The sequence below is a fragment of the Cedecea sp. AS113 genome, from assembly GCF_037152415.1.
In the GTDB taxonomy this organism is placed as follows: domain Bacteria; phylum Pseudomonadota; class Gammaproteobacteria; order Enterobacterales; family Enterobacteriaceae; genus Cedecea.
Genome location: NZ_JBBCMI010000022.1, coordinates 1 through 25,398 on the forward strand (window position 1 = coordinate 1; position 25,398 = coordinate 25,398).

At 54.8% G+C, this 25,398-nt stretch carries 18 protein-coding genes and 2 tRNA genes; 9 read left to right on the plus strand and 11 right to left on the minus strand.

Annotated features, from left to right (window positions below; genetic code table 11):
- The 3 genes from WFN87_RS20300 to WFN87_RS20310 all read left to right on the plus strand — a co-directional run.
- Positions 1-1,179: hypothetical protein (locus WFN87_RS20300; protein WP_336983630.1), on the plus strand; the 1,179-nt coding region annotated here is incomplete at its 5' end.
- A 580-nt stretch (positions 1,180-1,759) separates the two neighbouring features.
- A complete protein-coding gene (locus tag WFN87_RS20305; protein WP_008458416.1) occupies positions 1,760-3,049 on the plus strand; it encodes an HAAAP family serine/threonine permease in 1,290 nt (429 codons plus the stop codon).
- Positions 3,050-3,114: 65 nt separating this feature from the next.
- Positions 3,115-4,482: an L-serine ammonia-lyase gene (locus WFN87_RS20310; RefSeq protein ID WP_336983629.1), complete on the plus strand. Its 1,368-nt coding sequence runs from the start codon at positions 3,115-3,117 to the stop codon at positions 4,480-4,482.
- Between the two features lie 191 nt (positions 4,483-4,673).
- On the opposite strand, the gene WFN87_RS20315 is transcribed toward WFN87_RS20310, so the two are convergent.
- Positions 4,674-5,858, minus strand: coding sequence for an aminotransferase class I/II-fold pyridoxal phosphate-dependent enzyme (locus WFN87_RS20315; protein ID WP_166995910.1), 1,185 nt, complete (start codon positions 5,856-5,858; stop codon positions 4,674-4,676).
- Between the two features lie 182 nt (positions 5,859-6,040).
- On the opposite strand from WFN87_RS20315, the gene xni reads away from it, so the two are divergent.
- On the plus strand, positions 6,041-6,811 hold the full coding sequence (gene xni, locus WFN87_RS20320; RefSeq protein ID WP_008458422.1) for a flap endonuclease Xni: 771 nt from the start codon (positions 6,041-6,043) through the stop codon (positions 6,809-6,811).
- Between the two features lie 43 nt (positions 6,812-6,854).
- Here xni and rlmM read toward each other — a convergent pair whose 3' ends face one another.
- From rlmM to WFN87_RS20340, 4 genes are all read right to left on the minus strand, one after another.
- Entirely contained in the window at positions 6,855-7,955 is a 1,101-nt protein-coding gene (rlmM, locus tag WFN87_RS20325; protein ID WP_008458424.1) for a 23S rRNA (cytidine(2498)-2'-O)-methyltransferase RlmM, read from the minus strand.
- Positions 7,948-8,343 (minus strand): DUF423 domain-containing protein, encoded by a 396-nt coding sequence (locus tag WFN87_RS20330; protein WP_008458426.1) that lies wholly within the window; start codon positions 8,341-8,343, stop codon positions 7,948-7,950. The genes rlmM and WFN87_RS20330 overlap by 8 nt, the downstream gene beginning before the upstream one ends.
- A gap of 45 nt (positions 8,344-8,388) precedes the next feature.
- Entirely contained in the window at positions 8,389-9,306 is a 918-nt protein-coding gene (gene gcvA, locus WFN87_RS20335) for a glycine cleavage system transcriptional regulator GcvA (RefSeq protein WP_008458428.1), read from the minus strand.
- Between the two features lie 345 nt (positions 9,307-9,651).
- Positions 9,652-9,879, minus strand: a complete 228-nt coding sequence (locus WFN87_RS20340; RefSeq protein WP_008458430.1) for a YgdI/YgdR family lipoprotein — start codon at positions 9,877-9,879, stop codon at positions 9,652-9,654.
- A 196-nt stretch (positions 9,880-10,075) separates the two neighbouring features.
- Here WFN87_RS20340 and csdA point away from each other — a divergent pair, with 196 nt between their 5' ends.
- Positions 10,076-11,281, plus strand: a complete 1,206-nt coding sequence (gene csdA / locus WFN87_RS20345; protein ID WP_336983628.1) for a cysteine desulfurase CsdA — start codon at positions 10,076-10,078, stop codon at positions 11,279-11,281.
- On the plus strand, positions 11,282-11,713 hold the full coding sequence (gene csdE, locus WFN87_RS20350) for a cysteine desulfurase sulfur acceptor subunit CsdE (RefSeq protein WP_166878328.1): 432 nt from the start codon (positions 11,282-11,284) through the stop codon (positions 11,711-11,713).
- Here the strand turns inward: csdE and tcdA are convergent, their stop codons facing one another.
- The gene (gene tcdA, locus WFN87_RS20355) at positions 11,714-12,523 is read right to left on the minus strand and encodes a tRNA cyclic N6-threonylcarbamoyladenosine(37) synthase TcdA (protein ID WP_045783824.1); all 810 of its coding nucleotides are present in this window, start codon (positions 12,521-12,523) and stop codon (positions 11,714-11,716) included. It abuts the gene before it with no gap.
- 71 nt (positions 12,524-12,594) lie between these two features.
- Positions 12,595-13,692 carry a murein transglycosylase A gene (gene mltA, locus WFN87_RS20360; RefSeq protein ID WP_008458439.1) on the minus strand — a complete coding sequence of 366 codons (1,098 nt, stop codon included), beginning with the start codon at positions 13,690-13,692 and terminating at the stop codon, positions 12,595-12,597.
- 211 nt (positions 13,693-13,903) lie between these two features.
- Here mltA and WFN87_RS20365 point away from each other — a divergent pair.
- Positions 13,904-13,980 (plus strand) — tRNA-Met (locus tag WFN87_RS20365).
- Positions 13,981-14,043: 63 nt separating this feature from the next.
- Positions 14,044-14,120: transfer RNA gene (locus WFN87_RS20370), tRNA-Met, on the plus strand.
- An 88-nt stretch (positions 14,121-14,208) separates the two neighbouring features.
- Here WFN87_RS20370 and amiC read toward each other — a convergent pair.
- Complete coding sequence (amiC, locus tag WFN87_RS20375; protein ID WP_336983627.1) at positions 14,209-15,459, minus strand: N-acetylmuramoyl-L-alanine amidase AmiC; 1,251 nt, start codon at positions 15,457-15,459, stop codon at positions 14,209-14,211.
- Positions 15,460-15,687: 228 nt separating this feature from the next.
- Between amiC and argA the strand changes: the two genes are divergently transcribed.
- Complete coding sequence (argA, locus tag WFN87_RS20380) at positions 15,688-17,019, plus strand: amino-acid N-acetyltransferase (protein WP_008458442.1); 1,332 nt, start codon at positions 15,688-15,690, stop codon at positions 17,017-17,019.
- A 37-nt stretch (positions 17,020-17,056) separates the two neighbouring features.
- On the opposite strand, the gene recD is transcribed toward argA, so the two are convergent.
- The 3 genes from recD to ptrA are packed head-to-tail and all read right to left on the minus strand — an operon-like array spanning position 17,057 to position 25,325.
- Positions 17,057-18,898 (minus strand): exodeoxyribonuclease V subunit alpha, encoded by a 1,842-nt coding sequence (gene recD, locus WFN87_RS20385; protein ID WP_336983626.1) that lies wholly within the window; start codon positions 18,896-18,898, stop codon positions 17,057-17,059.
- Positions 18,895-22,440 carry an exodeoxyribonuclease V subunit beta gene (gene recB / locus WFN87_RS20390; RefSeq protein WP_336983625.1) on the minus strand — a complete coding sequence of 1,182 codons (3,546 nt, stop codon included), beginning with the start codon at positions 22,438-22,440 and terminating at the stop codon, positions 18,895-18,897. The genes recD and recB overlap by 4 nt, the downstream gene beginning before the upstream one ends.
- Positions 22,440-25,325 (minus strand): pitrilysin, encoded by a 2,886-nt coding sequence (gene ptrA / locus WFN87_RS20395; RefSeq protein WP_336709286.1) that lies wholly within the window; start codon positions 25,323-25,325, stop codon positions 22,440-22,442. Before ptrA ends, recB begins: the two co-directional genes overlap by 1 nt.
- Positions 25,326-25,398 lie beyond the last annotated feature (73 nt).

Consider the following 25,398-nt stretch of genomic DNA (forward strand, 5'->3'; position numbering starts at 1 on the left):
TTATTGGCGATGATATCCACAGTCAACGCTGCAACGGTGAACGTCACTACGGAGTTTATCGCCGACCTGCAGCAGCCGCAGAAGAATGCGTTTGTGAATACTACCCCGGTCACAGGATTTTGCTCTCAGCACCCTGCGTATTGTAATGCGGGGGAGTTCAGTATTTTGATCCCTGGGTTATCGGCGGAAAAATATTTTGACTCTACGAGCAATAACGCACGCAATTATACAGCAATATCCCTTGATGGCACGAAAAAGAATATTGTTTTAAGAGATGATAAAACAGGGAATCAAATTGCAGGGGTATTTCGTCTGGCTTTTTTTGGTATGCAACACACGTCGATAGATAGATATAACATATTTAATGCAATGCAAGGCACGGGTCTTTATCCTCAGGGCGGGTGCTCGGGGCGGGTTGGCGTTGGCCTTGGTTCTGCGTATAGTGAGTTCAGACATGGATGGGGAGTGCCAGAAAGAATTCTGACCTGCTACAGAAAGCTTAGTAATTCTTTTCAAGGTGATGTTCGTATTTCCAATTTTAGCTTTGGCTATACGTTAGAAACACCCAATCCATTAGGTGTTTACAGCGGTGAGTACGAAGGTGAAGTGGTTTATACCGTTGGTGAAGGCGAAGATATTAACTTTCATGCCGAAACGACCTCTGACACTGAAATTAGAATAAAAATAAAGGCGAACGTACGTCATGCCTTCCAGGTGAAGTTTCCCTCCGACGCGGAATTGATCAAGGTCAGCCTGGCCCCGAAAGGCGGCTGGAGCCAGTGGACAAACGGTGGGCGTGTCCCTGATTCCCTGAGTCAGGAGGTCCCCTTCACCCTGTCGTCCACGTCCGGCTTCACTGTCAATATGCGCTGTGAGTATGATTTGGAGGGGGCCTGTGCGTTACGCGAAACAACATCCCCCACCGGAGAAAAAATACCGCTGGAGGTTTCTCTCACCTTACCGGGTTATAAAACGGAAAACGGAAGAGAAGCCAGAAATCTGCTGTTGAATTCGTTACCGGCTGGCCATGTTATTTTACCTCCCGGCGAGTTTGTTGTTCATCGTCGCTCACAGGTTGATTTTAAAGTCCGGAAACCCGGCGTTGAAACGATGGTGAAATCCCCAGGTTCAACCTGGAAGGGAGTCGTGACGCTATTGTTTGATGCTCATGCGGACTAGGGAACGGAGAACCGAACGTTCTGTCGAAGATGGGTTATTCGGCGTATTGCGCGATAGCGCTGCTGAAGGATCCGTCTTCCTTTTCACCCCCACAAACTTGATAAACAGATCTTCTCTGCCAACCACCAGCGTTTGAAGCCATCCCTCGGTACCGATACTAAGCTGCCATTTAATCGATTGCGCTCACACTTAAAAGCACAAACATTGCGACCTGAAGCAAATACTCGTTGAAAAATGCTGTTTTAGGCACTTTCTTTGGCAAAAACCGAGTTATTTGGTCAGGTTTAATTTATTGCATCATCCACAAGTGCTAGGCTTCGCGACCATAAATGTCATGTTGATGTCTATGAACAGACTGTTATGCGGATTTGTTGCTTAACAAACGTAGATTATCGCATTTGGGATCGCGATCACTGATACAGTGATGACATAAATGTATCTTTCCGCCCGCCGATAGTTACGGGCCACAACTACTTTAAAAACGCGCCCGGCCAGAATTTAGTTTCAGCAGTTAAGCCACACACATCGCGTTAACTGCGAATTTTTAAACATTGCACGAAACTTTCCTTTGGAGATGTAGATGGAAACCACTCAAACCGGCAGTATTGTCTCTGCTGAGAAAAAAGGCGCATGGCGCAAGACCGACACCATGTGGATGCTGGGCCTGTACGGTACAGCTATCGGTGCAGGCGTCCTGTTCCTGCCAATCAACGCCGGCGTTGGTGGCCTGATCCCGCTGTTCATCATGGCGATTCTGGCTTTCCCAATGACGTTCTTCGCACACCGCGGTATGACCCGCTTCGTGCTGTCCGGTAAAAACCCGGGCGAAGATATCACCGAAGTTGTAGAAGAGCACTTTGGTGTTGGCGCAGGTAAGCTCATCACCCTGCTGTACTTCTTTGCTATCTACCCGATCCTGCTGGTTTACAGCGTGGCTATCACCAACACCGTGGACAGCTTCATCACCCACCAGTTGGGCATGACTGCACCGCCGCGCGCTATCCTTTCTTTGATTCTGATTGTCGGCATGATGACTATCGTGCGCTTCGGCGAGCAGATGATCGTCAAAGCGATGAGCATCCTGGTATTCCCATTTGTTGCGGCTCTGATGATTCTGGCGCTGTACCTGATTCCAAACTGGAGCGGTGCGGCGTTTGAAACCCTGTCCTTCAGCGCAACCCCGGCAACCGGCAGCGGCCTGTGGATGACCCTGTGGCTGGCAATTCCGGTCATGGTGTTCTCCTTCAACCACTCCCCTATCATCTCCTCCTTCGCCGTGGCTAAACGCGAAGAGTACGGCGATGGCGCTGAGAAAAAATGCTCCAGCATCCTGGCTCGTGCACACATCATGATGGTGCTGACCGTCATGTTCTTCGTGTTCAGCTGCGTGCTGAGCCTGAGCCCTGCTGACCTGGCCGCGGCAAAAGCGCAGAACATCTCTATCCTGTCTTACCTGGCTAACCACTTTAATGCACCGGTTATCGCCTGGATGGCGCCAATCATTGCGATGATTGCCATCACCAAATCCTTCCTCGGCCACTACCTGGGTGCACGCGAAGGCTTTAACGGCATGGTCATTAAGTCTCTGCGCGGCAAAGGTAAGAGTATTGAAATCGGTAAACTGAACAAAATTACCGCGCTGTTTATGCTGGTGACGACCTGGGCAGTGGCGACGCTGAACCCAAGCATCCTCGGGATGATTGAAACCCTGGGCGGCCCGGTTATCGCGATGATTCTGTTCCTGATGCCGATGTATGCTATTCAGAAAGTACCGGCGATGCGTAAGTACAGCGGCCATATCAGCAACGTCTTTGTTGTGATTATGGGCCTGATCGCTATCTCCGCTATCTTCTACTCGCTGTTCAGCTAAGCAAGCTAAAGAGTCGCCCGCCAGGGCGACTCTCCTCCCCCAAGTCACTTACGCAGGGAAATCTTATGATTAGCGTATTCGACATTTTCAAAATCGGTATTGGCCCCTCCAGCTCACATACCGTCGGCCCGATGAAGGCCGGTAAACAATTTTCCGATGAACTGATTGAGCAAGGGATCCTGCGCGATGTCACTCGTGTAGTTGTGGATGTCTATGGCTCTCTGTCCCTGACAGGTAAAGGCCACCATACCGATATAGCCATTATTATGGGCCTGGCGGGTAACCTGCCGGATACCGTCGATATCGACGCTATTCCGCACTTCATCCAGGATGTAAACACCCACGGGCGCCTGATGCTGGCCAACGGTCAGCATGAAGTTGAATTCCCGGTGGACTGCTGCATGAACTTCCATGCCGACAACCTGGCGCTCCACGAGAATGGCATGCGCATCACCGCTCTGGCTGGCGACAACGTGCTGTATTCTCAGACCTATTACTCTATCGGCGGTGGCTTCATCGTTGATGAAGCCCATTTTGGTGCGCAGAGTGAAAACCCGGTCAGCGTGCCGTATCCGTATCAGAATGCTGCAGACCTGCAAAAACACTGCCGTGAAACGGGCTTATCGCTTTCCGGCCTGATGATGCAGAACGAACGAGCCCTGCATAGCCAGGAAGAGATCGACGCCCACTTTGCGGCGGTCTGGGAAGTCATGAGCAGCGGAATTGAACGCGGTATCACTACAGAAGGCGTGCTGCCGGGTAAAATGCGCGTTCCGCGCCGTGCTGCAGCCCTGCGTCGTATGCTGGTGACCACCGATAAAAACAGCTCTGACCCGATGGCAGTTGTGGACTGGATCAATATGTTCGCGCTGGCGGTGAACGAAGAAAACGCAGCCGGTGGCCGTGTGGTCACCGCGCCAACAAACGGGGCCTGCGGTATTGTTCCGGCTGTGTTGGCGTATTACGACAAGTTCATTCGTCAGGTGAACGCTAACTCCTGCGCCCGCTATTTCCTGGCCGCCGGTGCTATCGGTTCTCTGTATAAAATGAACGCATCTATCTCCGGCGCGGAAGTAGGTTGTCAGGGAGAAGTCGGCGTAGCCTGTTCAATGGCTGCGGCAGGCCTTACTGAGCTGCTGGGCGGTAGCCCTACTCAGGTGTGTATCGCTGCGGAAATCGGCATGGAGCATAATCTGGGGCTGACGTGTGACCCGGTTGCAGGCCAGGTTCAGGTTCCGTGCATCGAGCGTAACGCCATTGCGGCAGTTAAAGCCGTGAACGCTGCACGTATGGCTATGCGCCGCACCAGCGAGCCTCGCGTCTGTCTGGATAAGGTTATCGAGACAATGTATGAAACGGGCAAGGACATGAACGCCAAGTATCGCGAAACCTCTCGCGGTGGCCTGGCGCTGAAAATTGTCGCCTGTGACTAAAAATTAAGGCTCCCGGCTGGGAGCCTTTCAGACGACTGACCAACTTCCGGTGAAAAAGAAAGATCCGCCGACTGGTTAAAGAATAGGAAAATCACTTCATTGATTTTCGGCTGATAACCACAAAGAGGGAAAAACCACGCTTTTTCCTCTTTGTCAGCAACCTTTAAGGCTCCCGCTTGGGAGCCTTTTTCTTAGAGCGCCGCTTTCAAACGCTTCACGGCTTCCACCAGTTGCTCATCCGTTGCCGTCGCGTAGGAGAAACGCAGCGTGCGTTTATCCGCATGATCGCTAAAGAAGAACTCTCCCGGCACGTACACCACGCCTTTCTCCAGCGTTTTTTGTAGCCAGGCCGTGGTATCAAAGTCGTAGCGGAAAGCGGCCCAAAGGAACATCCCACCCTGCGGCTGGTTAAAGGTAATGTGCTCGCCAAGCTCTTCTTCCAGCAGACGCGACAGCGTCAGGCACTTCTGCTTATAAGCCTCACGAATCAGCTCAATCTGCGGCTCAAGACGCCCCAGTTTCAGGTAAGCCGCCGCCAGCGCCTGTGTAAACGAGTTAGCGTGTAAATCAGTCGCCTGCTTAATGATGGCGACCTTTTGCTTCATCCACTCCGGGAGAATAATCCAGCCGACACGCAGCCCCGGAGCCAGAATTTTCGAGAACGTTGAGGTATAGACCACGTGATCTTCATGCCCTAACTCTGTGGCGACCTGAATCAGAGTCTTCTCGCGGCGATCGGTAAAGCTAATCGCCCCGTACGGATCGTCTTCAATAATCACAAAATCATGTTCGGCAGCCAGTTTCACCAGCTTTTCACGACGCTCAGCGCTCAGCGTTGTGCCGCTTGGGTTACCAAAGGTTGGCACCAGATAAACGCCTTTCACACGCGTAGTTTTCAGCAAAGCTTCCAGCTCATCGACAATCATGCCGTGCTCGTCCCCACCTACGGATTCAACCTTCGCGGCGGTCAAACTGAGGATTTGCAGCGTGGCCAGGTAGGTCGGGCGCTCAACGACGAAAACGTCACCTTCGTCTGCCAGCGCACGAATCAGCAAATCCAACGCCTGCTGGGAACCAGAGGTGATGAGCAACTGGTCGCTGCGCGTAGTAATCCCGCGAGCCTTGCACAGCTCAACTAGCTGGTCACGCAGCTCGGAATTGCCTTCGGTCAGGCCATACTGAAAAGCGTCGTTAAAGTTCTCTTCCAGCACCTTACGGGTCGCCAGCTCCAGCCCTTGTCTGTCAAACAGCTCACTGGAAGGAATGCCGCCAGCCAGTGAAATCACGCCGGGCATTTTGCTGTGCTTAAGAAGTTCGCGGATGGCCGAGGGTTGCAGGTTTTGAATGCGTTGCGCGAGGTGTTTAGTATTACTCATATTGATGTTCTCTATTTTTTTATGCGTTAGAAATATACATAGCCCGCTAACAACTACGCAATGGCTTTCCACCCGGCCCCGATAAGGTTTTGCGAGAGGCATTCCTGAATGCTGCGATGAGAATAGCTCATCATGGCGGGAAGTGTTAGGGTAGGCCCATCAGAGTGACGAGTTAATTTCTTATGGCTATTCATTTACTTATCGTCGATGCCCTGAACCTGATTCGCCGCATACATGCGGTGCAGGGTTCGCCCTGTGTCGATACATGTCTGCATGCGCTGGACCAGCTTATTGGCCACAGTCAGCCTACTCATGCGGTGGCAGTGTTTGATGACGAAGAACGTCGCGAAGGCTGGCGGCATCAGGTTCTGCCCGACTACAAAGCGGGCCGTTCGCCAATGCCAGACGACCTGCATGCCGAAATGCCGGCTCTGCGGGATGCTTTTACCCGTCGTGGCGTTCAGTGCTGGCATTCAAAAGGCAACGAGGCGGACGATCTTGCGGCTACGCTGGCGGTGAAAGTCGCCTCCGGCGGCCATCGGGCAACCATTGTGTCCACCGACAAAGGCTATTGCCAGCTGCTGGCCCCAACGCTGCAAATTCGCGATTACTTCCAAAAACGCTGGCTGGATGCGCCCTTTATTGCTCAGGAATATGGCGTTCAGCCGGAACAACTGGGGGACTTCTGGGGGCTGGCGGGCATCAGCAGCAGCAAAATTCCCGGCGTGCCCGGTATTGGCCCGAAAAGCGCCACACAGCTCATTAACCAGTTTTCTGACCTGGAAACGCTCTATCAGCGGCTCGATGAAGTCCCGGAAAAATGGCGTAAGAAGCTGGAGCTGCACAGAGAAAGTGCGTTTATCAGCCGCCAGGTGGCAAGGCTTGAGACGGATTTACAGCTCGACGGGAACTTACAGCAGCTAAGGTTGCCTGGTGCATTACCTTCTGCATAACGCAAAAGAACTCCCCTTGCCCGGATGAGCAAGGGGTTGGTCATTAACGCTCGTCGCGACGGCCACCCACGGCCGCCCACCAACGGCGGATGTGAACGGTCACTTCTTCACGATCGTGGTAAAGCTGGCGGGCTTTGATTTCCGCGTTAATGCCGTTGCTCTCGAGGATTTCGCGGATCTGCGCCAGGTTTTGCGACACCTCTTCGTAGCGCTTTTTCATCGGCAACTTGAGGTTAAAGATAGTCTCACGGCACCAGCCGTTTACCAGCCAGGTTGCCATTAAATGGGCTACTTTTGCCGGTTTTTCCACCATGTCGCAGACCATCCAGGAGATGTTGGTGCGGGTCGGGCGGTATTTGAAGCCATCTTCGCGCAGCCAGGTGACCTGTCCGGTGTCCATCAGGCTCTGCGCCATCGGGCCGTTATCGACGGACGAAACCCACATATTGCGCTTTACCAACTGATAGGTCCAGCCGCCCGGGCAGGCACCCAAATCCACGGCGTACATGCCGTTGGCCAGACGCTCGTCCCATTCATCGGCGGGAATAAAGACGTGAAACGCCTCTTCCAGCTTCAGCGTGGAGCGGCTTGGAGCATCCGCCGGGAACTTGAGGCGCGGGATGCCCATATAGAACGGCGAATTGTTGGTGGTGTAGGAGTAACCTGTGTAACAGCAGCCGGGGGCGATAAAGAACACATGCACAACCGGACGCTTCGGCGTTTCGTAGTTGGTCAGCACTCCGGCTTCGCGCAGGCTGGCACGCAGCGGCACGGTAAACTTACGACAGAACTTCATCAGCTCTTTGCTTTCGTTGGTGTCGGCCACTTCAACCCGCAGGTCGCCGCCCTTTTCCACCACGCCCTGCAGCATGCCGACAATAGGCGTGATGCGGTCTTCCGGCGGCAAATCCTTTAGCAGCTCGCCGGCAACAAACATCTGGCGGGCAAAAATCAGGTCGCTGAACGGCAGCTCGCGCGCCAGCTTTTCCGCCTCTTCCGGCTGATAGCATTCAAATATGACATAACCGCTGTGCTCTTTAACGCGGGCAAAGCCGTAGACACCGCGCTGACCCGCTTTGTCGGTTATCTCTGCCGCACACTCTTTCTCGAATCCCTGGCGGCAGTACAAAATCACTTTATTCATGGCTTACGCCCTTACGTTTCAGGCGCACAGCACCAATTAACATCAATATCCAACCGGCCAGGAAGCTGACGCCGCCCACCGGGGTAACAAACGCCCACAGCCGCAGGTGCGACAGGGCCAGGCAGTACAAACTGCCGCTAAACAATACGGTGCCTAACGCCATAAAGACGCTGCTCCAGTAGAACCAGATGCTGATGCGACGCTGCATTGCCACCGCAAGGCCAAAAATCGCGAGCGTGTGAAACGCCTGATACTCAAGCCCGGTCTGGATCCATCCCATCTCTGCAACACCCAGAGACTTGCTCAATACGTGCGCCCCAAAGGCGCCCAGGGCAACAAAAACAAAACCGCTGATGGCGGCAAAAATCAGCATGAATCGGCTGGTCATGGTGTAACCCTAAAGTAAGGCGTGGCCGCGCCACGCGAAGGTTGCTTATTGTTCGTAGCGAAAACGGAATTTTTCTTGCTCACTGGCCGCCTTTGCCAGGATCCACTGTCGAAACGCGGCTATTTTACCCAGTTCTGCCTGGCTGTCATGACAAACCAGATAAAAGGCGTTTTTACTTACCAGCACATCATTGAACGGGCATACCAGACGGCCCGCTTCGATTTCCGTTTGGGCCATGACGTTATTGGCCAGCGCAATCCCCTGCCCGTGAATCGCGGCCTGGAGTACCATTGCGCTGTGGCTGAAAATGGGCCCTTGCTGGACATTAATATGGCTCACGCCAAGCTGGCGGGTATAAGTCTGCCAGTCGCGGCGCGAAGCGTCATGCAATAAAGTGTGCCTGGCCAAATCTTCCGGCGTTTTAATCGGTTTGTCGCCGGTTAGTAGCATAGGTGAGCAAACCGGCAGCAAATACTCAGCATAAAGTTTTTCGACTCTTAGCCCCGGCCAGTTTCCCCGCCCATAGAATATCGCCACGTCCACGTCGTCAGACAGCTTGTCTTCCTGGCGGTCCACCGCCTGAATTCGCACGTCGATGCCCGGATAAGCTGAGTTAAAGCTTGTTAAGCGAGGCACCAGCCAGTGAATCGCAAAACTGGGCAATAAACTCACCGTCAGCGCGCCTTTTGCACTGCGCGCCTGCAGCTTGCGGGTGGCTTCCGTCAGCTGGGAAAAAATCTCTTTAATATCCTGATAATAACTCTGCCCCTCCTCCGTCAACAGCAACGATCGGTTACGGCGGCGGAACAGCTTCAGGCCAAGAAAATCCTCCAGGGACTTGATCTGGTGGCTTACCGCGGCCTGAGTAACGAACAGTTCCTCAGCCGCTTTAGTAAAACTCAAGTGACGAGCCGCAGCGTCAAAAACGCGCAGCGCATTCAGAGGGGGTAATCGCTTAGACATGGGGTTATTTGGCTTAAGTGTTAATAAGAGTTAACAAACAGATAGCGTTTGTTTACCTATTAGTTTTTTTTATCTGAGCCATTATAAATTGTCCGTTGAGGATGCACCAGCAAATACCTATAGTGGCGGCACTTCCTGAGTCGGAACGAAAAGTTGTCTGGAATGCGTGTTCTGGAGGGCTTTTGGCTTACGGTTGTGATGTTGTGTTGTTGTGTTTGCAATTGGTCTGACATTTCGGACCACGGTAGCTAAGCTACCCCTTTTCACTTCCTGTACATTTACCCTGTCTGTCCATAGTGATTAATGTAGCACCGCCGAATGCGGTGCTTTTTTTTGCCTGCAGTTTTACTTCTTCAGCTCAACCATCTCTTTCACGTCCGAACGGTTAATCTGCTGCATATTGCCGTTAGCATCTTTGTACTTGATCATTCCTGTTTCGTCATCGGTTTTTGGCTTACCTTCAGAGACAATCGCGCGTCCATCGTTGGTGTGCATGATGTAGTTCGGGCTGGAACAAGCTGCAAGTGCAAAGGTCATCATACAGGCAGAAACAATAGCGATAGATTTGTTCATTATTCTTCTCCTTGTGGATAGCGTTTAATGCTGTTTAAGTCTTTCCTACTAACATGCTTAAATATTAGTCCAACAATAATTAGCATAACCTGCTTCTCACATTCTGCCAGGAGAAACAGACAATTCCGAGAAAGACGGAAACCTTGTGCCAACGCCAGTTTTGCGCGACGATCTGTGCATTGAACTGAGGATCCCCATGACAGCATTTAACCCCGCTCATTTTCGTGCGCAATTTCCCGCGCTGGCAGATGCAGGCGTCTATCTCGACAGCGCGGCCACGGCGCTAAAACCCCAGGCCGTGATCGACGCTACCCAACAGTTTTACAGCCTGAGTGCCGGGAACGTTCACCGCAGCCAGTTTCCAGAAGCGCAGCGTCTGACGGCGCGCTACGAAGCGGCACGTGACCAGGTAGCATGTTTGATCAACGCCGCAAGCGGTAGATCCGTGGTCTGGACCCGGGGCACAACCGAAGCCATAAACCTGGTTGCGCAGTGCTATGCCCGCCCTCGCCTCAAAGACGGGGATGAAATCATTGTGAGTGAGGCAGAACATCACGCTAATTTTGTGCCGTGGCTGATGGTGGCTGAGCAAACCGGTGCGAAAGTGGTGAAACTGCCGCTGAATGACCAGGCTCTGCCCGATCTTAACCAGCTTCCTGCATTGCTGAATGACCGCACTCGTATCCTGGCGCTTGGGCAAATGTCTAACGTCACCGGGGGCTGCCCCGATCTGGCAAAAGCTATCAAGCTTGCCCACGAAGCAGGCGCCGTCGTGATGGTTGATGGCGCGCAGGGCATTGTTCACTGCCCGCCGGACGTGCAGGCGCTGGATATCGACTTTTACGCCTTTTCCGCCCATAAACTGTATGGCCCGACCGGCATCGGCGCGCTCTATGGCAAAGCAGATCTCCTTGAGCAGATGTCGCCGTGGCTCGGCGGCGGGAAAATGATTACCCATGTCTCATTCGACGGGTTTAAGACTCAGCCAGTGCCCTACCGCTTTGAAGCCGGGACGCCAAACGTCGCGGGCGTCATTGGCCTTAGCGCTGTGCTGGAATGGCTTGAAACTGTCGATTTACAGCAGGCGGAAAACTGGAGCCGTAGCCTGGCCACGCTCGCGGAGTCCGGGCTGGCAAAACGCCCCGGTTTCCGTAGCTTCCGCAGTCAGGACTCCAGCCTGCTGGCGTTTGACTTTGCGGGCGTTCACCATAGCGATATGGTCACGCTGCTGGCCGAATCAGGCATTGCGCTGCGGGCGGGCCAGCACTGCGCGCAGCCCTTGATGGCCGCATTAGGCGTTAGCGGAACGCTGCGCGCCTCTTTCGCCCCTTACAACACACAGCAGGATGTGCACGAACTGCTCGCCGCAGTCGATCGCGCCCTCGATATTCTGGTGGACTGAATGCAGGCTAATCATCCCTTTGGCACAGAAATTAACGCAGATATGCTGCGTACCACCTTCGAAGCGCAGCGGCAGTGGGAAGACAAATACCGCCAGCTGATTTTATTGGGTAAGAAGCTGCCGGCGCTGCCGGAGGCATTAAAAACCGAGAGTATTGAAATCAGCGGCTGCGAAAATCGCGTTTGGCTGGGCCACGAGCGCCTGCCGGACGGAACGCTGCACTTTTACGGTGACAGTGAAGGACGCATCGTTCGTGGCTTATTGGCGGTGCTGTTGACCGCGGTAGAGGGGAAAACCGCCAGGCAGCTATTGGAAAACGATCCGCTAAGTCTGTTTGACGATCTGGGGCTTCGCCATCAGCTAAGCGCTTCCCGCAGCAGCGGGCTTACGGCCCTTGCCGCGGCCGTTCAACAGGCCGCGCACGAGGGTTAATCAGGCGGCGGTTCTTGCCGCCTTCGCCATCATCTTCTTCAGCACATGAGACACCGCCACAAAACCAAAGCTGGCGGTTACCATGGTCGCCGCCCCAAAGCCCGAGGCACAGTCCATCCGTTTTGGGCCTTCGGCGGTGCTTTTCATCGCGCAAACTGAGCCGTCAGCCTGCGGATACACCAGCGCTTCAGTTGAAAATACGCAGTCTACGCCAAGCTTCCCTTTGCTGTTTTTCACCACGCCGAAATCACTTTTCAGGCGTTCACGCAGCTTCGCCGCCAGCGGATCCTGAATAGTTTTTGCCAGATCGCTAACCTGAATCTGCGTCGGATCGATTTGCCCACCGGCTCCCCCCGTGGTCACCAGCGGGATCTTATAGCGGCGGCAATACGCGATCAGCGCCGCTTTTGGCCGCACGCTGTCAATGGCGTCGATAACATAGCTGAATCCCTGGCTAAGCAGCTCAGCGGCGTTGTCAGCGGTAATAAAGTCATCCACCACCGTAACCCGACATTCAGGATTGATCTCCTTGATGCGTGCGGCCATGACTTCCGTTTTGGCCTGGCCTACGCTGTCTTTCAGGGCATGGATTTGGCGGTTGGTGTTGGTGACGCAAACGTCATCCATGTCGATAAGCGTAATGGCCCCAATCCCGGTTCGCGCCAGCGCCTCTGCCGCCCACGAGCCCACCCCGCCGATGCCAATCACGCAAACGTGCGCTTCTGCAAAAAGCTGAAGCGCCGCCTGGCCATACAGACGAGCGGTGCCGCCAAAGCGTTGCAGCCAGGCATCAGAGAGAACAACAGACATCGGGGAAATCCTCAGAAATAAAAAACGGGCTGATTATACAGCCCGTAGATAAAGGAGGAAACGCTGCAGCATTAACCGTTAAAAACGCTGCCCGTGCCAGGGGCCGCTTTCAGCACCCAGACGCGCCCGTAATGGTTGTACCAACCCGCGCGGTGCCCGGCATCCGGGCCAATGCCCTGATAGATATCGAAGTGCTGACCTTTGATCGCCCCCCCAACGTCGAGCGCCACCATCACGCGCAGCTCGTACTGGCCGGTGAACTTCCCGTTATTGTCCAGCAGTGGGACTTCGGTCAGCAGCGTGGTACCAGCAGGAATGATGGAGCGGTCAGACGCCACGGAGGCACGTCCAATCAACGGTACCGCGCTCGCGCCTTTCACCGGCGCATAGCTTGCGGGTTTAAAGAAGACAAAAGAAGGATTCTGCTCAAGCAGCTCCCGTACTGCCGCTTCGCTATGGGTTTCTCCCCAGTGGCGAATCGCCTGCATCGACATATCTTCTTTCTTCACTTCGCCGCGGTCGATCAACACCTTGCCTATGCTGCGATAAGCGTGGCCATTTTTACCGGCATAGCCGAAGAAGGTCAAAGGCTGACCATCGCCAAAATCAATGTAGCCGCTGCCCTGCACATCCATGATGAAGTTATCCATCAGAGAGTTGCTGTAGGCCAGCACATAGCTGTCGCTCAACCCACCGGCGTAGATTTCCGCGCGGGACGGTAGACGCCCACGTTTTGGCGGCATGCGGTAAATAGGGTACTGGAATTCGCCCTGGCGAGTATGACGAGCCTGAATCACTGGGGTGTAGTAGCCGGTAAACTGCACGTTACCGTAGTTGTCAGCCCCTTCCATCTGCCAGGCATCAAGGCCGAACTGCTTCAGCTGGCGGGTATCGCCCCCGGCACGCAGCCACTGCTGCACGGCATTATAGATATCGCTGCCGTTATTATAGAGGCGGGGAGAAGCAGAACGAATCTGGTTAACCTGCTCGGCATAGTCGCCGCCGTTGATAGGCGCGCCAACCGCATCAGGCTGATTCACCAGTGAGAAAGGCTGGGAGAATTTCCCGTCTTTATATTGCTGACCGCGATCGGTCGGTTTTGATGAACAGGCGGCCAGCATCGCTAACATGGCCCCCGCCGCTGTGTACTTAATCCAACGTCCTTTCATTTACCTTTCGCCCTGCTCGTTGCCTCTGTATGCCTCGCCGAAGATAGCAAACGCGCCGCCAGAATTAAACGAGTTGCACACCCCTCACAGCAAAAACGTCTGTTTTATGGCCACTGTGCGGGTTAATTCAACAACTAAGGGGAAATTCAGGTATTTACTCGAAAAAAGGGTTGCATCAAAAAGCGAGCGGAGTATAGTGCGCATCCACGGACGCGGGGTGGAGCAGCCTGGTAGCTCGTCGGGCTCATAACCCGAAGGTCGTCGGTTCAAATCCGGCCCCCGCAACCAATTAAAAGTCGCTGATTTAACAGCGCAATGATGAAAAATCATTAAAAAGAGTAGTATGACGGACGCGGGGTGGAGCAGCCTGGTAGCTCGTCGGGCTCATAACCCGAAGGTCGTCGGTTCAAATCCGGCCCCCGCAACCAACATTGAGAACACCCTTACGGGTGTTTTTTTGTTTCTGCCGTTTGTAAAAAAATAAGGCAGGTTTATCTCCCGCCTTTATCAGCCATTTTAGCCTCGTCTTGCCAGCCTTGAACTATCCGAGAAGTACGCCTTAATCCCCGCCAGAATTGACTCCGCAACTTCCTGCTGGAATTTGGCCGTACGCAGCTTGCGCTCTTCTTCAGGGTTACTCAGGAACGCTGTCTCCACCAGAATAGATGGAATATCCGGCGCTTTTAGCACCGCAAACCCGGCCTGATCGACGCTGTTTTTATGCAGCTTGTTCACTTTCCCCAGCCGGTTAAGCACCTCTTTCCCGAACTTCAGGCTGTCGTTAATGGTCAGCGACTGCACCATGTCGAACATCGTGTGGTCGAGATAGCGATCTCCACTTTTGCCCACGCCGCCAATTAAATCCGAGGCGTTCTGCGTTTGCGCCAGGTATTTCGCCGCCGTACTGGTCGCCCCTTTGGTGGACAACGCAAAGACCGACGATCCGCGCGCGGCAGCGGTCGTAAATGCATCCGCATGAATAGAAACAAACAGGTCGGCTCGCTGTTTTTGCGCCTTGGCAACGCGCACTTTCAGCGGGATGAACACATCTTCATTACGCGTCATGTAGGCCTTCATATTGCCCTCTTTATCGAGCAGGGCCTTCAGCCTGCGCGCAATACTGAGCACAATATCTTTTTCGCGGGTCTTGTTCGGGCCAATCGCACCGGGATCTTCGCCGCCGTGCCCCGGATCAAGCATGATGACAATCGGCCTGTCTCGCCCGGCTTTACCCGGCTGCGGCCCTTTTTCCGCCGGCATTTTCTTGTCTAACTGGCCGTTGTTGTAATCTTCCAGTAATGCCAGCAGCGGATCTTGTTCGCTATTCATGTTGGCGGGATAAAGATCCATCACCAGGCGCTCTTTAAATTCGGCGACCGGGGCCAGCGCAAACAAATGCGGGGTCACGTTTTGCTTCAATTCAAAAACCATGCGCACGGTCTTGGGATCGAACTGCCCCACGCGCGCGGATTTAATGAAGGGATCGTCGCCGCGAACCTGGCTGCCAATGCCTTTTAAAACTGAATTTAAATGCGCCCCTTCAATATCCACAACAACCCGCTCCGGGTTGCTGAGCGCAAACTGGCGGTACTTCAGCTGATGGTTAGATTCCAGCGTCACGCGGGTATAAGACGAGGCCGGCCAGACGCGCACGGCGATCACCTGGCTTGAGGCAGCAAAACCGACCTTGCTGACGCTCAACAACCACATGGCTCCGGCACCCTGAAGTAAACGGCGGCGACTCATTAACGAACTGGAATCTGGCATGGCTCCCCTGAGCGATAAAATCACTGAATAGACGAATTTATTTTTTGAGCCAAAAACTTTAGCGAAACACGCGGTTACTGTCATCTATAAAAGGGTAAACGTTCAGAAAAGGGGATAAAAAGTCAGGGAGGAGGAATTTTATCCTGGATGAAAATTGGCGCTTGCACCGAATGCCATAAAAGAATAAAAATACACAAATTACGAATAATCATGCAATGAGGGTGTGCCGTGGTAAAGGAACGCAGAACTGAACTGGTCCAGGGATTCCGCCATTCTGTTCCCTATATTAATGCCCACCGGGGAAAAACGTTTGTCATCATGCTCGGCGGCGAAGCCATTGAACATGAAAACTTTTCCAGCATCGTCAACGATATTGGCCTGCTTCACAGCCTGGGCATTCGCCTGGTCGTAGTGTACGGCGCACGTCCGCAGATTGACGAAAACCTGGCCGAACACCACCACGAGCCGGTTTACCATAAACACACCCGAGTCACCGACGCAAAAACCCTCGAACTGGTGAAACAGGCTGCAGGGCTGCTTCAGCTCGACATCACCGCGCGACTCTCCATGAGCCTGGGTAATACGCCGCTTCAGGGTGCCCATATCAACGTGGTCAGCGGTAACTTTATCATCGCACAGCCTCTGGGCGTGGATGACGGCGTGGACTACTGCCACAGCGGGCGCGTCCGCCGTATTGATGAAGAAGCCATTCACCGCCAGCTGGACAGCGGCGCGATTGTACTGATGGGGCCAGTCGCGGTTTCCGTGACGGGGGAAAGCTTTAACCTCACCTCCGAAGAAGTGGCCACCCAGCTTGCGGTTAAGCTGAAGGCAGAGAAAATGATTGGGTTCTGCTCCGCTCAGGGCGTGACCGACGACCTGGGGAACGTGATTTCTGAGCTGTTCCCGAACGAGGCTCAGCAGCGTATTGAAGCCCTGGAAAGCACCGGCGACTATCATTCCGGCACAGTGCGCTTCCTGCGCGGAGCGGTGAAGGCCTGCCGCAGCGGCGTGCGCCGCAGCCACCTGCTCAGCTATCAGGAAGATGGTGCCCTGCTGCAGGAACTGTTCTCTCGCGATGGGATCGGCACGCAGATTGTGATGGAAAGCGCAGAGCAGATCCGCCGCGCTACCATCAACGATATCGGCGGTATTCTTGAGCTGATCCGCCCGCTGGAACAGCAAGGGATCCTGGTGCGCCGCTCCCGTGAGCAGCTGGAAATGGAGATCGACAAGTTCACGATTATTCAACGGGATAACCTGACCATCGCCTGCGCTGCGCTTTATCCGTTCCCGGAAGAAAGCATCGGCGAAATGGCCTGCGTCGCGGTGCACCCTGACTACCGTAGTTCGTCCCGGGGCGAAGAGTTGCTGAACCGCATAGCCAACCAGGCGCGGCAGATGGGGCTGAGTAAATTGTTCGTGCTGACCACCCGCAGCATCCACTGGTTCCAGGAGCGGGGCTTCCTGCCGGTGGACGTGGAGCTGCTGCCGGCGAGCAAAAAAGAGATGTACAACTATCAGCGCAAATCAAAAGTGCTGATGGCCGACCTGACCTGAAAAAAGGGAAGGCATAAAGTGTGCCTTCCCTTGTCTTTTATTCTCCAGAGAAAATCGCCATAAGCCCGCTGCGGCGCTCCGTACGCGTGGCTATCGCTTTATTCAACACGCGTTCATCGGCATACAGCGACAGCTGCTTACGGGCTCGCGTGATCGCGGTGTACACCAGCTCACGCGTCACCACCGGCACAAACTGATTCGGCAATACCAACGCGGCGTGGTCAAATTCAGAACCCTGAGATTTATGCACGGTCATGGCGAAGGCCGTGTCGTGTGCAGGCAGGCGGCTGGGCTGAACGGATTTTACTGAACCATCCGGCATTGAAAACCACACGCGAAGCCCTTCCTCACGCTGCAAAGCAATACCGATATCGCCGTTAAACAAGCCAAGCGAGCTATCATTGCGGGCAATCATCATCGGACGCCCGTCGTACCAGCGGGACAGCGCCTGCGAAGGCCGCTGAATCAAACGCGCCTGTACCAGCGCCTGCTCAATACGCTCATTCAGGCCGCTGACGCCGAAAGGTCCTTCACGTAAGGCACACAGCAGCTGATAACGGCCAAAGGCATCAATGATCTCCGCAGGCGCGGCTTTCTGACGCACCAGCTGCAAATACTCGCCGTAGCCGCTGACCACGTCGGCAATCATCGCCGTATAATCTTCCGGCTCCAGCAGCGGCTGCAGTGAGATGTCCGTAAACCCTTGTCCAAACGCAGCTTTCACCTGCCTGCTATCGCTGGCATTAACGGCAAAGGCCAGTTGACCGATGCCGGACTGACTGTCGAACCGATAGCTCTTACGCAGCAGGCAAAGCCCGTCACGCAGCGCGCTCGCCCGGGTACTCTCCCCCACGGGTACCTCACAGCCCGTGAGCCGTTTTAATTGCTCCGCACGCTCAGCCGAATACCCGTCGTTCACGTAATGGCAGATATCGCCCAGCACCGCCCCCGCCTCTACGGAAGCCAGTTGATCTCTGTCTCCGAGGAAGATGACGCGGGCCTGCTCCGGTAAAGCATCAATCAGCCGGGACATCATCGGCAGATCCACCATTGACGCCTCATCCACCACCAGCACATCCAGGTGCAGAGGATTCCCGGCATGGTGGCGCAACCGCTGGCTGTTTGGCTGCGCGCCTAAAAGCCGGTGCAGCGTCGAAGCCTCTTCAGGCAGGCGCTTTTTCTGCTCATCGCTGAGCGGCAGCTGGCGCAGCGCACTTCCCAACGATTCCGTCAGGCGTGCGGCCGCCTTGCCCGTAGGCGCCGCAAGCTGAATGCGCACGGGCTGGCCATCGGAAAGCTGAACCAGCGCGCCCAACAGCTTTGCCACCGTTGTGGTTTTACCTGTTCCCGGCCCGCCGGAAATAACTGAAATACGTCGGGTCAACGCCACCGCCGCGGCCACTTTCTGCCAGTCCGTCTGTGGGCTGTTACCAAACAGCGCGTCGAGGATTTCGCGAAGCCGCGTCTCATCCACCGCAACAGGCTGGTTATGTTCACCGAAGAAGGCCGCCACCCGATGCTCGTTGCTCCACATACGGTTGAGGTAAAGGCGGTTATCAATGAGTTTCAGCGGCGTGGGTTCGTCGCCCGAACTGACCGAATGGGAAGCCAGTAATGCGCTGTGCCAGCCCGAAGTAGGCTCCGCCTCGGCAAAAAGCTGAGCCACAAGTTCAGGATGTTTGCCAGCAAAGGCATATTCGGGCCTGATGCGCTCCAGCGGCAGGCAGACATGCCCCTCGCCTGATTCTCGGCTCAACAGCGCTGCGGCCAGCATAACGGCGGGCTGCTTATCGTTAGCCACCATCATGGCAAACTGTGAATCCAGCGGCCTGAGAGCTTTCAGCACCACCGCCTGGTTGAGTAGCTGAGACATACTCACTGTGGGATCTCCTCTGCTGCCCCGGCGAACAGCGCATCCATTGCTTCAACCAGTCTGACGTCCGGTCGCGTAGAAAAAATACCCTGCTCCGGCTTACCCTGCTCCACGCCTCGCAGGAACAAATAGATAACCCCACCAAAGTGCTGCTGGTAGTTATACCCGGCCATACGGTGGCGCAGGTAGCGATGCAGCGCCAGCGTGTAGAGCTGGTACTGCAAGTCGTAGCGGTGAGACTGCATCGCCTTCGCCATCGCCTCCTGGGTGTAGGCGCCGCTGTCTTCCCCCAGCCAGTTAGATTTATAGTCCAGCAGGTAGTAACGCCCCTGCCAGCGGAACACCAGGTCGATAAACCCTTTCAGCATTCCCTTCACCTGACGGAAGTCCAAAGGCGGGCAGCCAGCAGACAGCGGGTCGTAATGACGAACCAGACCGTCTAACGCCGGCGCCTGTAGCTCATTGTCGATAGGTAAATAAAATTCCAGCTCCACCTGTCTCTCCTTCGCAGAAAGCAGGTTCAGGGCAACGCCGGTGTCATTGAGCGGCGCAGCAAGCACCTCTTCCAGCCAGCGGCTCACCACCGGCTCCCACTCGCCGCTAAACCCATTGGCAAGCAGGTGTTTTTCTGTCTCTTCAGGCTGTACTGGCTGTGTAAAATCAACCTCTTCGAAAAGGCTGTGTAAGAAAGTACCCGGTGAAGCCCCGCGCGGGAAAGTATGCGGCGTAAGTAACGGCTCACTTTGCTCCGGGGCTTCCCCAACGGCGTCAACGTCCAGGCGTGGCACGAAATCCAGAACCCGACTGCTGCCGTGCTGCTGCAGACCAGAATAACTGGTCACGCGCCAGTTATCGGTGATTCGACGCTTGAGCTGGCGGGCGGCAAGCTCGGGCAAAGCATCGGGCCGCGGCTGCCACGGAGTATCGTCCCCGGAAGAGAGTGTTTCAACGTCGATGGCTTCGCTTTTCAGACCATCAAGCGCCTGGCGCAGTCCCTCTGCATCGAGCGCTTCCCCTTTTTGCAGCAAATAGCCCAGCGCACTGAGGTGCAGGTCGCTGTTGCCTTTTTTGGCTCTCGAACCGCGGAACAACGGCGCAACGCCCAAGCTGCAGTGCCAGACGGAGCGGGTCAATGCCACATAGAGCAGACGCAAGTCTTCCGCCAGACGTTCTTCTTCGGCCAGCCCCAGGCTTTCCGCATCGTTGCTCAAATCCAGAAGTGAGGTAAAGGTGGTTCGGTCGTGATAAAGGCCGCTGCTCTGTGGGCGATAGTTGGCCACGAACGGCAGCCAGACCAACGGATACTCCAGCCCTTTGGATTTGTGGATGGTCACCACCTGCACCAAATGTTTATCACTTTCGAGCCTCAACTGCTGACTGGAAGCGTTGCTGTCCGGCTCGGCAATCCTCTGCGCCAGCCAGCGCACCAGCGCATGCTCGCTCTCCATTTCTGCTGAGGCTTCCTGTAACAGTTCGCTGATGTGCAAAATATCGGTCAGCCTGCGCTCTCCGCCAGGCGTGGCCAGCAGGTTTTCAGCTATATTTCTCGCCCCGATTAAGGCTCTTAACATGGGCATCACGCCCCGCTTAAGCCACTGCTCGCGGTAGCCAAAGAATTCGTCAACCAGATGATCCCAGGCCAGTTCGTCGTTGTTCAGAGACTCGATAGCATGGGCATCCAGCCCTAACATGGCTGTCGCAATGGCGCTGCGCATGGCCGTCTCAATTTCAGGCGTCAGTACGGCCTGTAGCACCCACAGCAGCTCACGTGCCTCAACGGTAGCAAACACCGAATCGCGGTTAGAGAGATACACCGAAGGAATATTCAGCGCGCCCAGCGCATCACGTACGATGGCCGCTTCTCCGCGGCTACGAACCAGAATCGTCATATCCGATGCCCTGAGCGGCCGGGCGTCATCCCCCTGCCAAAGCAGCGCATCCCCCCGTTGCCCGGCGGTGAGCCAGTCTCGAACTTGCCGTGCACACTGCGATGCCATCGCTTGTTGGTAATCACTTACACCGACGCCATCCCCCGGCTGGAGCCACATTTTCACCGCCGACTGGCTTTCACCCTGGACCGTAAACCGTAGCCCACCGTTGCGGGGCGCTGATTTAACCGGCAGGAACGGGATCTGGCGGAATAAGAACGGATTCTCAACCTGCTGGAACAGCGTGTTTACGCCGTGGATCATCGAGGGTGACGAGCGCCAGTTAGTGTCCAGTGTGTAGTGGGCACTAACTTCCTGACGCGCCCTCATATAGGTAAAAATATCGGCGCCGCGGAAAGCGTAAATAGCCTGCTTAGGGTCACCAATCAGCAACAGCGCGGTGCCCTGCTGCTTGATATACAGGCGGCGGAAGATACGGTACTGCTGCGGGTCGGTATCCTGGAACTCATCGATCATCGCCACCGGGAAACGGCTGCGGATCGCCGTCGCTAAGGCGTCGCCGCCGGGCTGATGCAGAGATTCATCGAGCCGACTCAGCATATCGTCAAAGCCCAGTTCGCCGCGGCGGCGCTTCTCTTGTTGAACAATATAGCGAATTTCCGCCATGGCTCTGGCAATCACCAGGTCACGCAGCGTTAGCGGCTCTGCAAGCAATGCGTCGATGGCGGTGAACAGGCTGTGCCGGGGCACTTCGCCTTTTTTGGTTTTCTCTTCAAGCGTGCTTTGCGCAAACTTCGCCAACGCCTCAGGGAGCTGATAACTGGTGGTTTCCAGCTGCGCCCACTGGCCAACAATTTCCAGCCAGTTTGGCAAATGTTTACTGCTGTAGCTGCGTTTATCCACGCCAGAATCGCTAATCAGGCTTGCCAGCTCACCCGCGGCTGCTCTCCATTGAGCTTTGACCCCGTCGATAGCGGCGATTATTTTTTCATGGCGAGCCAGCAGCGTTTCATCATCCGCCGGGGGCTGTTTCAACTGGGGCTGTTCACCCTGAAGCCAGCTATTGATATCCCTTAAAAGCGCTTCCGGCCCCGACCACTCCTCACTCATCGCCTGCGCCACAGGTTTTGGCAGCGGGTAGCAGTGACGCCGCCAGAAATCAGCACAGGCGTGACGGCGCAGCAAGGATTCATCCTCAAGTAGCTGCTGCTCGAACAGCATCCCGGACTCAAAAGCGTTGAGGCTGAGCATCCGCTGGCAAAAGCCGTGGATCGTGAAGATAGCGGCCTCATCCATCTGCTGTTCGGCTAACAGCAGGGTACGGGCAGCGAGCTGCTTGTTGGTAATCTGGGCAAGTAAGTTTTGTATCAGTGGATTTTTGGTGCGGTTACGAATACAGGCGATGCGCAATTCGTGGATATTCGCCCGAATACGGCCACGCAGTTCTTCGGTGGCCGCTTCGGTGAAAGTCACCACCAGCAGTTCTTCAACCCCCAGCGGACGGGGGAAAGCATTCTCTCCCCCTAAGCCCAGCAGCAGCCGCAAATAAAGTGCGGCAATGGTAAAGGTCTTACCGGTCCCCGCGGAAGCTTCTATCAACCGTTCGCCGAACAGCGGCAAACTTAAAGGATCAAGGGGCTGCGCAGTTACATCGGTCATTATTTCTCGCTTACTAGTGGTAACGCCTGCTGCAGACTGCGTGCCCCCTCCCAGGTTTTCCACCCTTTTGGAGCTGCATACTCTGCTTTGCCGTTATGGCTGCCGGAAATCTGTGACAACACCGCCATCCCCTGGGGAGCTATCACCGCCTGATGGAAGAAATCAGCCAGCTTCTGCGGCGTTAATTTCTTAATTTCGGCTATCACTTTATCACGGGAATCAAACGCCATGTTTCGGCGGTCGAAATCTTTGCTAAGCTGCGCCGCTTCTTCCGCAAGCGTTTGAGGCGCCTGCTGCATCTGGGCAATCATCCCCTGCTGGATTTGGGCAAACTCGGCGTCGCTCATGCCGCGCAGCTTTTTCTCGATAACCGGATAAAACGCTTTAAACCGCTCATACAGGTAAGCTGGCTGCTTATCGCTGCTCTGAAGCAGGAACCCCACTCCCCACTGTCGACCAATGGACATAGGGAAAGCAAACACCGCATAACCAAGCTGCTCTTGTGTACGCAATTGATTATAGAACCAGGGCTGAATGATTTGCCCCAGCATTGAGCCATAGGCCGTGCTGGTGGCTTCGTTATAGCCTTTGGGTACATAAACCGCCGCCAGCGCCGAGTCGGTGCTGCTTCCGGCTTTTTCAAACATCGCCAGATGTTGCTTATTAATCAGCACATCGTCATTCCGGCACCATTCTCCCCCCTTTGGAGCCAGCTGGGCTTTGACGTTTTCCGCCAGCTGTTTGGCCTGCTCTGGAGACATGTTGCCAATGACCATAAACTCAGGCCGGGAATTGGTTTTCAACCGCTCACGATAATCCAGCACGTCCTTAAGCGTCAGCTCCGGCAGCAACGCCCGACGGGTACTACGCTCAAAATAAGGCACCTGCGAAACCATCTGCACCGGCGCAATCGCCTGCTCAAACGCTTTGCCTTTGTCCGCCGAATCCATCATCTGGGCATACCAGGACTTGGCCTGATCCAGCTGTTCCTGCGTTGGGGTATAGCTGAAATAGCCCTTCAGCAGCGCTTCAAACAGCTGCGGCAGGCGCTGCGTATAGCCGTTGGCGTTAATCATCAGCCCGCTATTGGCGTTAGATGAGAAACTGATGCCGCCAACCGATGCCTGATTGCTGAGTTCATCCAGCGCAATGCCCGCAAGGTAATCATTGATGGCAAACAGCACCTGATTCTTCGCGCTGTTCATCACCTGTGGATTACGCAGCACAAGCGTCACGTCCGCTTTTGGTTCGTTACCAAAATAGCGGCTCGGCATATACACCACCCGCAGATCCGGCTCGTGGATCAGCAGTTCAGGATGGTCGTACTGCTTCTGTGGCTTATAAAGCGTGAAGTCATCGGGAATGTAAGGATTCAGCTGAGGCAGCTCAAGCTTGATAGCATCTGCCTTCTGCTGCCAGTCGGCATAGGTCTGCGCAGGAATTTTGTCAACTTCGTAAGGCGCATCAACGAAATAAGCCGTTTTATTGTGTGGCTCCTGCGGGCTGATATACCACACGCGGGCATTTTGCGGCGTCATCATATCCAGCCGCGCTTTAATCGCGTCAGGATCGTACTGGTCAGCGATATTTGCTGAATCTAACGTATGGGTGACCGGGACGCGCAGCATGGTATCCGCCAGCCATTCGATGTAGTCCATATCACGGGTGATGGACGGGTAACGGAAGTCGAGATCCAGCACGTGTGCAAGCTCGTCAAAGTAACGTTTATCGATACCTTTGGCGCGCAACTGATCGAGATAGCTGAATATCGCCGCAACCACCTGATCACGATTGGCCAGGCCTTTATCCGTCAGGGAGACGGAGATGGCGAAAACACCGCTGTTACCGGCCACCATCGGGTCAGAATCCGCGCGAATGCTCTCCGCAAGCCCCTGCTTTTGCAGCCAATCCGACAGCGTATCGTGGCTACGGTTGCCGATCAGGTACCCAATCAGCTCATCGGTTTTGCTGCGGAATTTATCGCTATTGTTATCAATGCGAAACTCAACGCGAACCACCTTGCGCGGCATGACCGGCACATAGTGGATGAAGATCCCTTTTTGCGCGTCAGTCACCACCGGTACATCGATAACCGGCTTTTCGATATTTTTGTCAGGAACGCGGCCGTAAGTTTCAGCGGCAATCTTCGCCAGTTCAGGCAAAGGCTTGTTGCTGTAGATAACGGCTTTCATCAGGTTTGCCGAGTAGTACTTATTTCTGAATGCCACCAGCGCGTCGAGCAACTTGCTGCCGGGTTTGTCACGCAGGGTTTCAAGGTTGCCGCCGGAGAAACGCGCCGCCGGGTGTAAAGGGTTGATGGTTTCGGCGCTAACCTGTGCCATGCGCATCCCGTCACGCGCACGGGCCATCGTCAACTCGGCGTTTACCGCGTTACGTTCACGCTCGGCATATTGTGCCGCGAGGTTAGGTTCAGCAATGGCGTCGGCCAGGCGGTCTACGGCACCGTCGAGCGCATCGTTTTCTACTTCAAGATAAAATGCGGTTCGATAGGTGGCGGTACTGGCATTGTGGCTGCCGCCATGTTTTTTGAGGAATTCAGACAGGCTATCCGGGTCCGGATATTTTTTGGACCCCATCAGCGTCATATGTTCCAGAAAATGGGCAAGCCCGAGGTGAGCATCTGGATCTTCCAGTGAGCCAACCGGCACCACCAGCGCTGACAGCGACTTCACCGCCTGCGGATCGGAAACCAGCAGCACGGTCATACCGTTATCTAAACGAATAGCCTGATACTGACGAGGATCTTTTTCACTTTTACGGATGGTGTCCTGAATCGGTTGCCATCCGTTATCTGCCTGACTGCAGGGTGCCCAAAGAGCAACGAACAAGAAAAGCGCGGTAAACCAGGTGCTGCATTTAGGCATTCACAAACCTCGTCTTCACTAACTTACTCATCATTAACAACTTTTCGAAGCTATCCGTCGAACGCCGTTGTTA

What these genes read in the sequence shown, in the direction of transcription:
- mltA (WP_008458439.1), bottom strand. Translation starts at nt 13,692, where the DNA reads ATGAAAGGACGTTGGATTAAGTACACAGCGGCGGGGGCCATGTTAGCG.
- recB (WP_336983625.1), bottom strand. Translation starts at nt 22,440, where the DNA reads ATGACCGATGTAACTGCGCAGCCCCTTGATCCTTTAAGTTTGCCGCTG.
- ptrA (WP_336709286.1), bottom strand. Translation starts at nt 25,325, where the DNA reads ATGCCTAAATGCAGCACCTGGTTTACCGCGCTTTTCTTGTTCGTTGCT.
- WFN87_RS20305 (WP_008458416.1), top strand. Translation starts at nt 1,760, where the DNA reads ATGGAAACCACTCAAACCGGCAGTATTGTCTCTGCTGAGAAAAAAGGC.
- amiC (WP_336983627.1), bottom strand. Translation starts at nt 15,459, where the DNA reads ATGCCAGATTCCAGTTCGTTAATGAGTCGCCGCCGTTTACTTCAGGGT.
- WFN87_RS20340 (WP_008458430.1), bottom strand. Translation starts at nt 9,879, where the DNA reads ATGAACAAATCTATCGCTATTGTTTCTGCCTGTATGATGACCTTTGCA.
- rlmM (WP_008458424.1), bottom strand. Translation starts at nt 7,955, where the DNA reads ATGAATAAAGTGATTTTGTACTGCCGCCAGGGATTCGAGAAAGAGTGT.
- xni (WP_008458422.1), top strand. Translation starts at nt 6,041, where the DNA reads ATGGCTATTCATTTACTTATCGTCGATGCCCTGAACCTGATTCGCCGC.
- WFN87_RS20315 (WP_166995910.1), bottom strand. Translation starts at nt 5,858, where the DNA reads ATGAGTAATACTAAACACCTCGCGCAACGCATTCAAAACCTGCAACCC.
- tcdA (WP_045783824.1), bottom strand. Translation starts at nt 12,523, where the DNA reads ATGTCTGTTGTTCTCTCTGATGCCTGGCTGCAACGCTTTGGCGGCACC.
- csdA (WP_336983628.1), top strand. Translation starts at nt 10,076, where the DNA reads ATGACAGCATTTAACCCCGCTCATTTTCGTGCGCAATTTCCCGCGCTG.
- WFN87_RS20310 (WP_336983629.1), top strand. Translation starts at nt 3,115, where the DNA reads ATGATTAGCGTATTCGACATTTTCAAAATCGGTATTGGCCCCTCCAGC.
- csdE (WP_166878328.1), top strand. Translation starts at nt 11,282, where the DNA reads ATGCAGGCTAATCATCCCTTTGGCACAGAAATTAACGCAGATATGCTG.
- WFN87_RS20330 (WP_008458426.1), bottom strand. Translation starts at nt 8,343, where the DNA reads ATGACCAGCCGATTCATGCTGATTTTTGCCGCCATCAGCGGTTTTGTT.
- gcvA (WP_008458428.1), bottom strand. Translation starts at nt 9,306, where the DNA reads ATGTCTAAGCGATTACCCCCTCTGAATGCGCTGCGCGTTTTTGACGCT.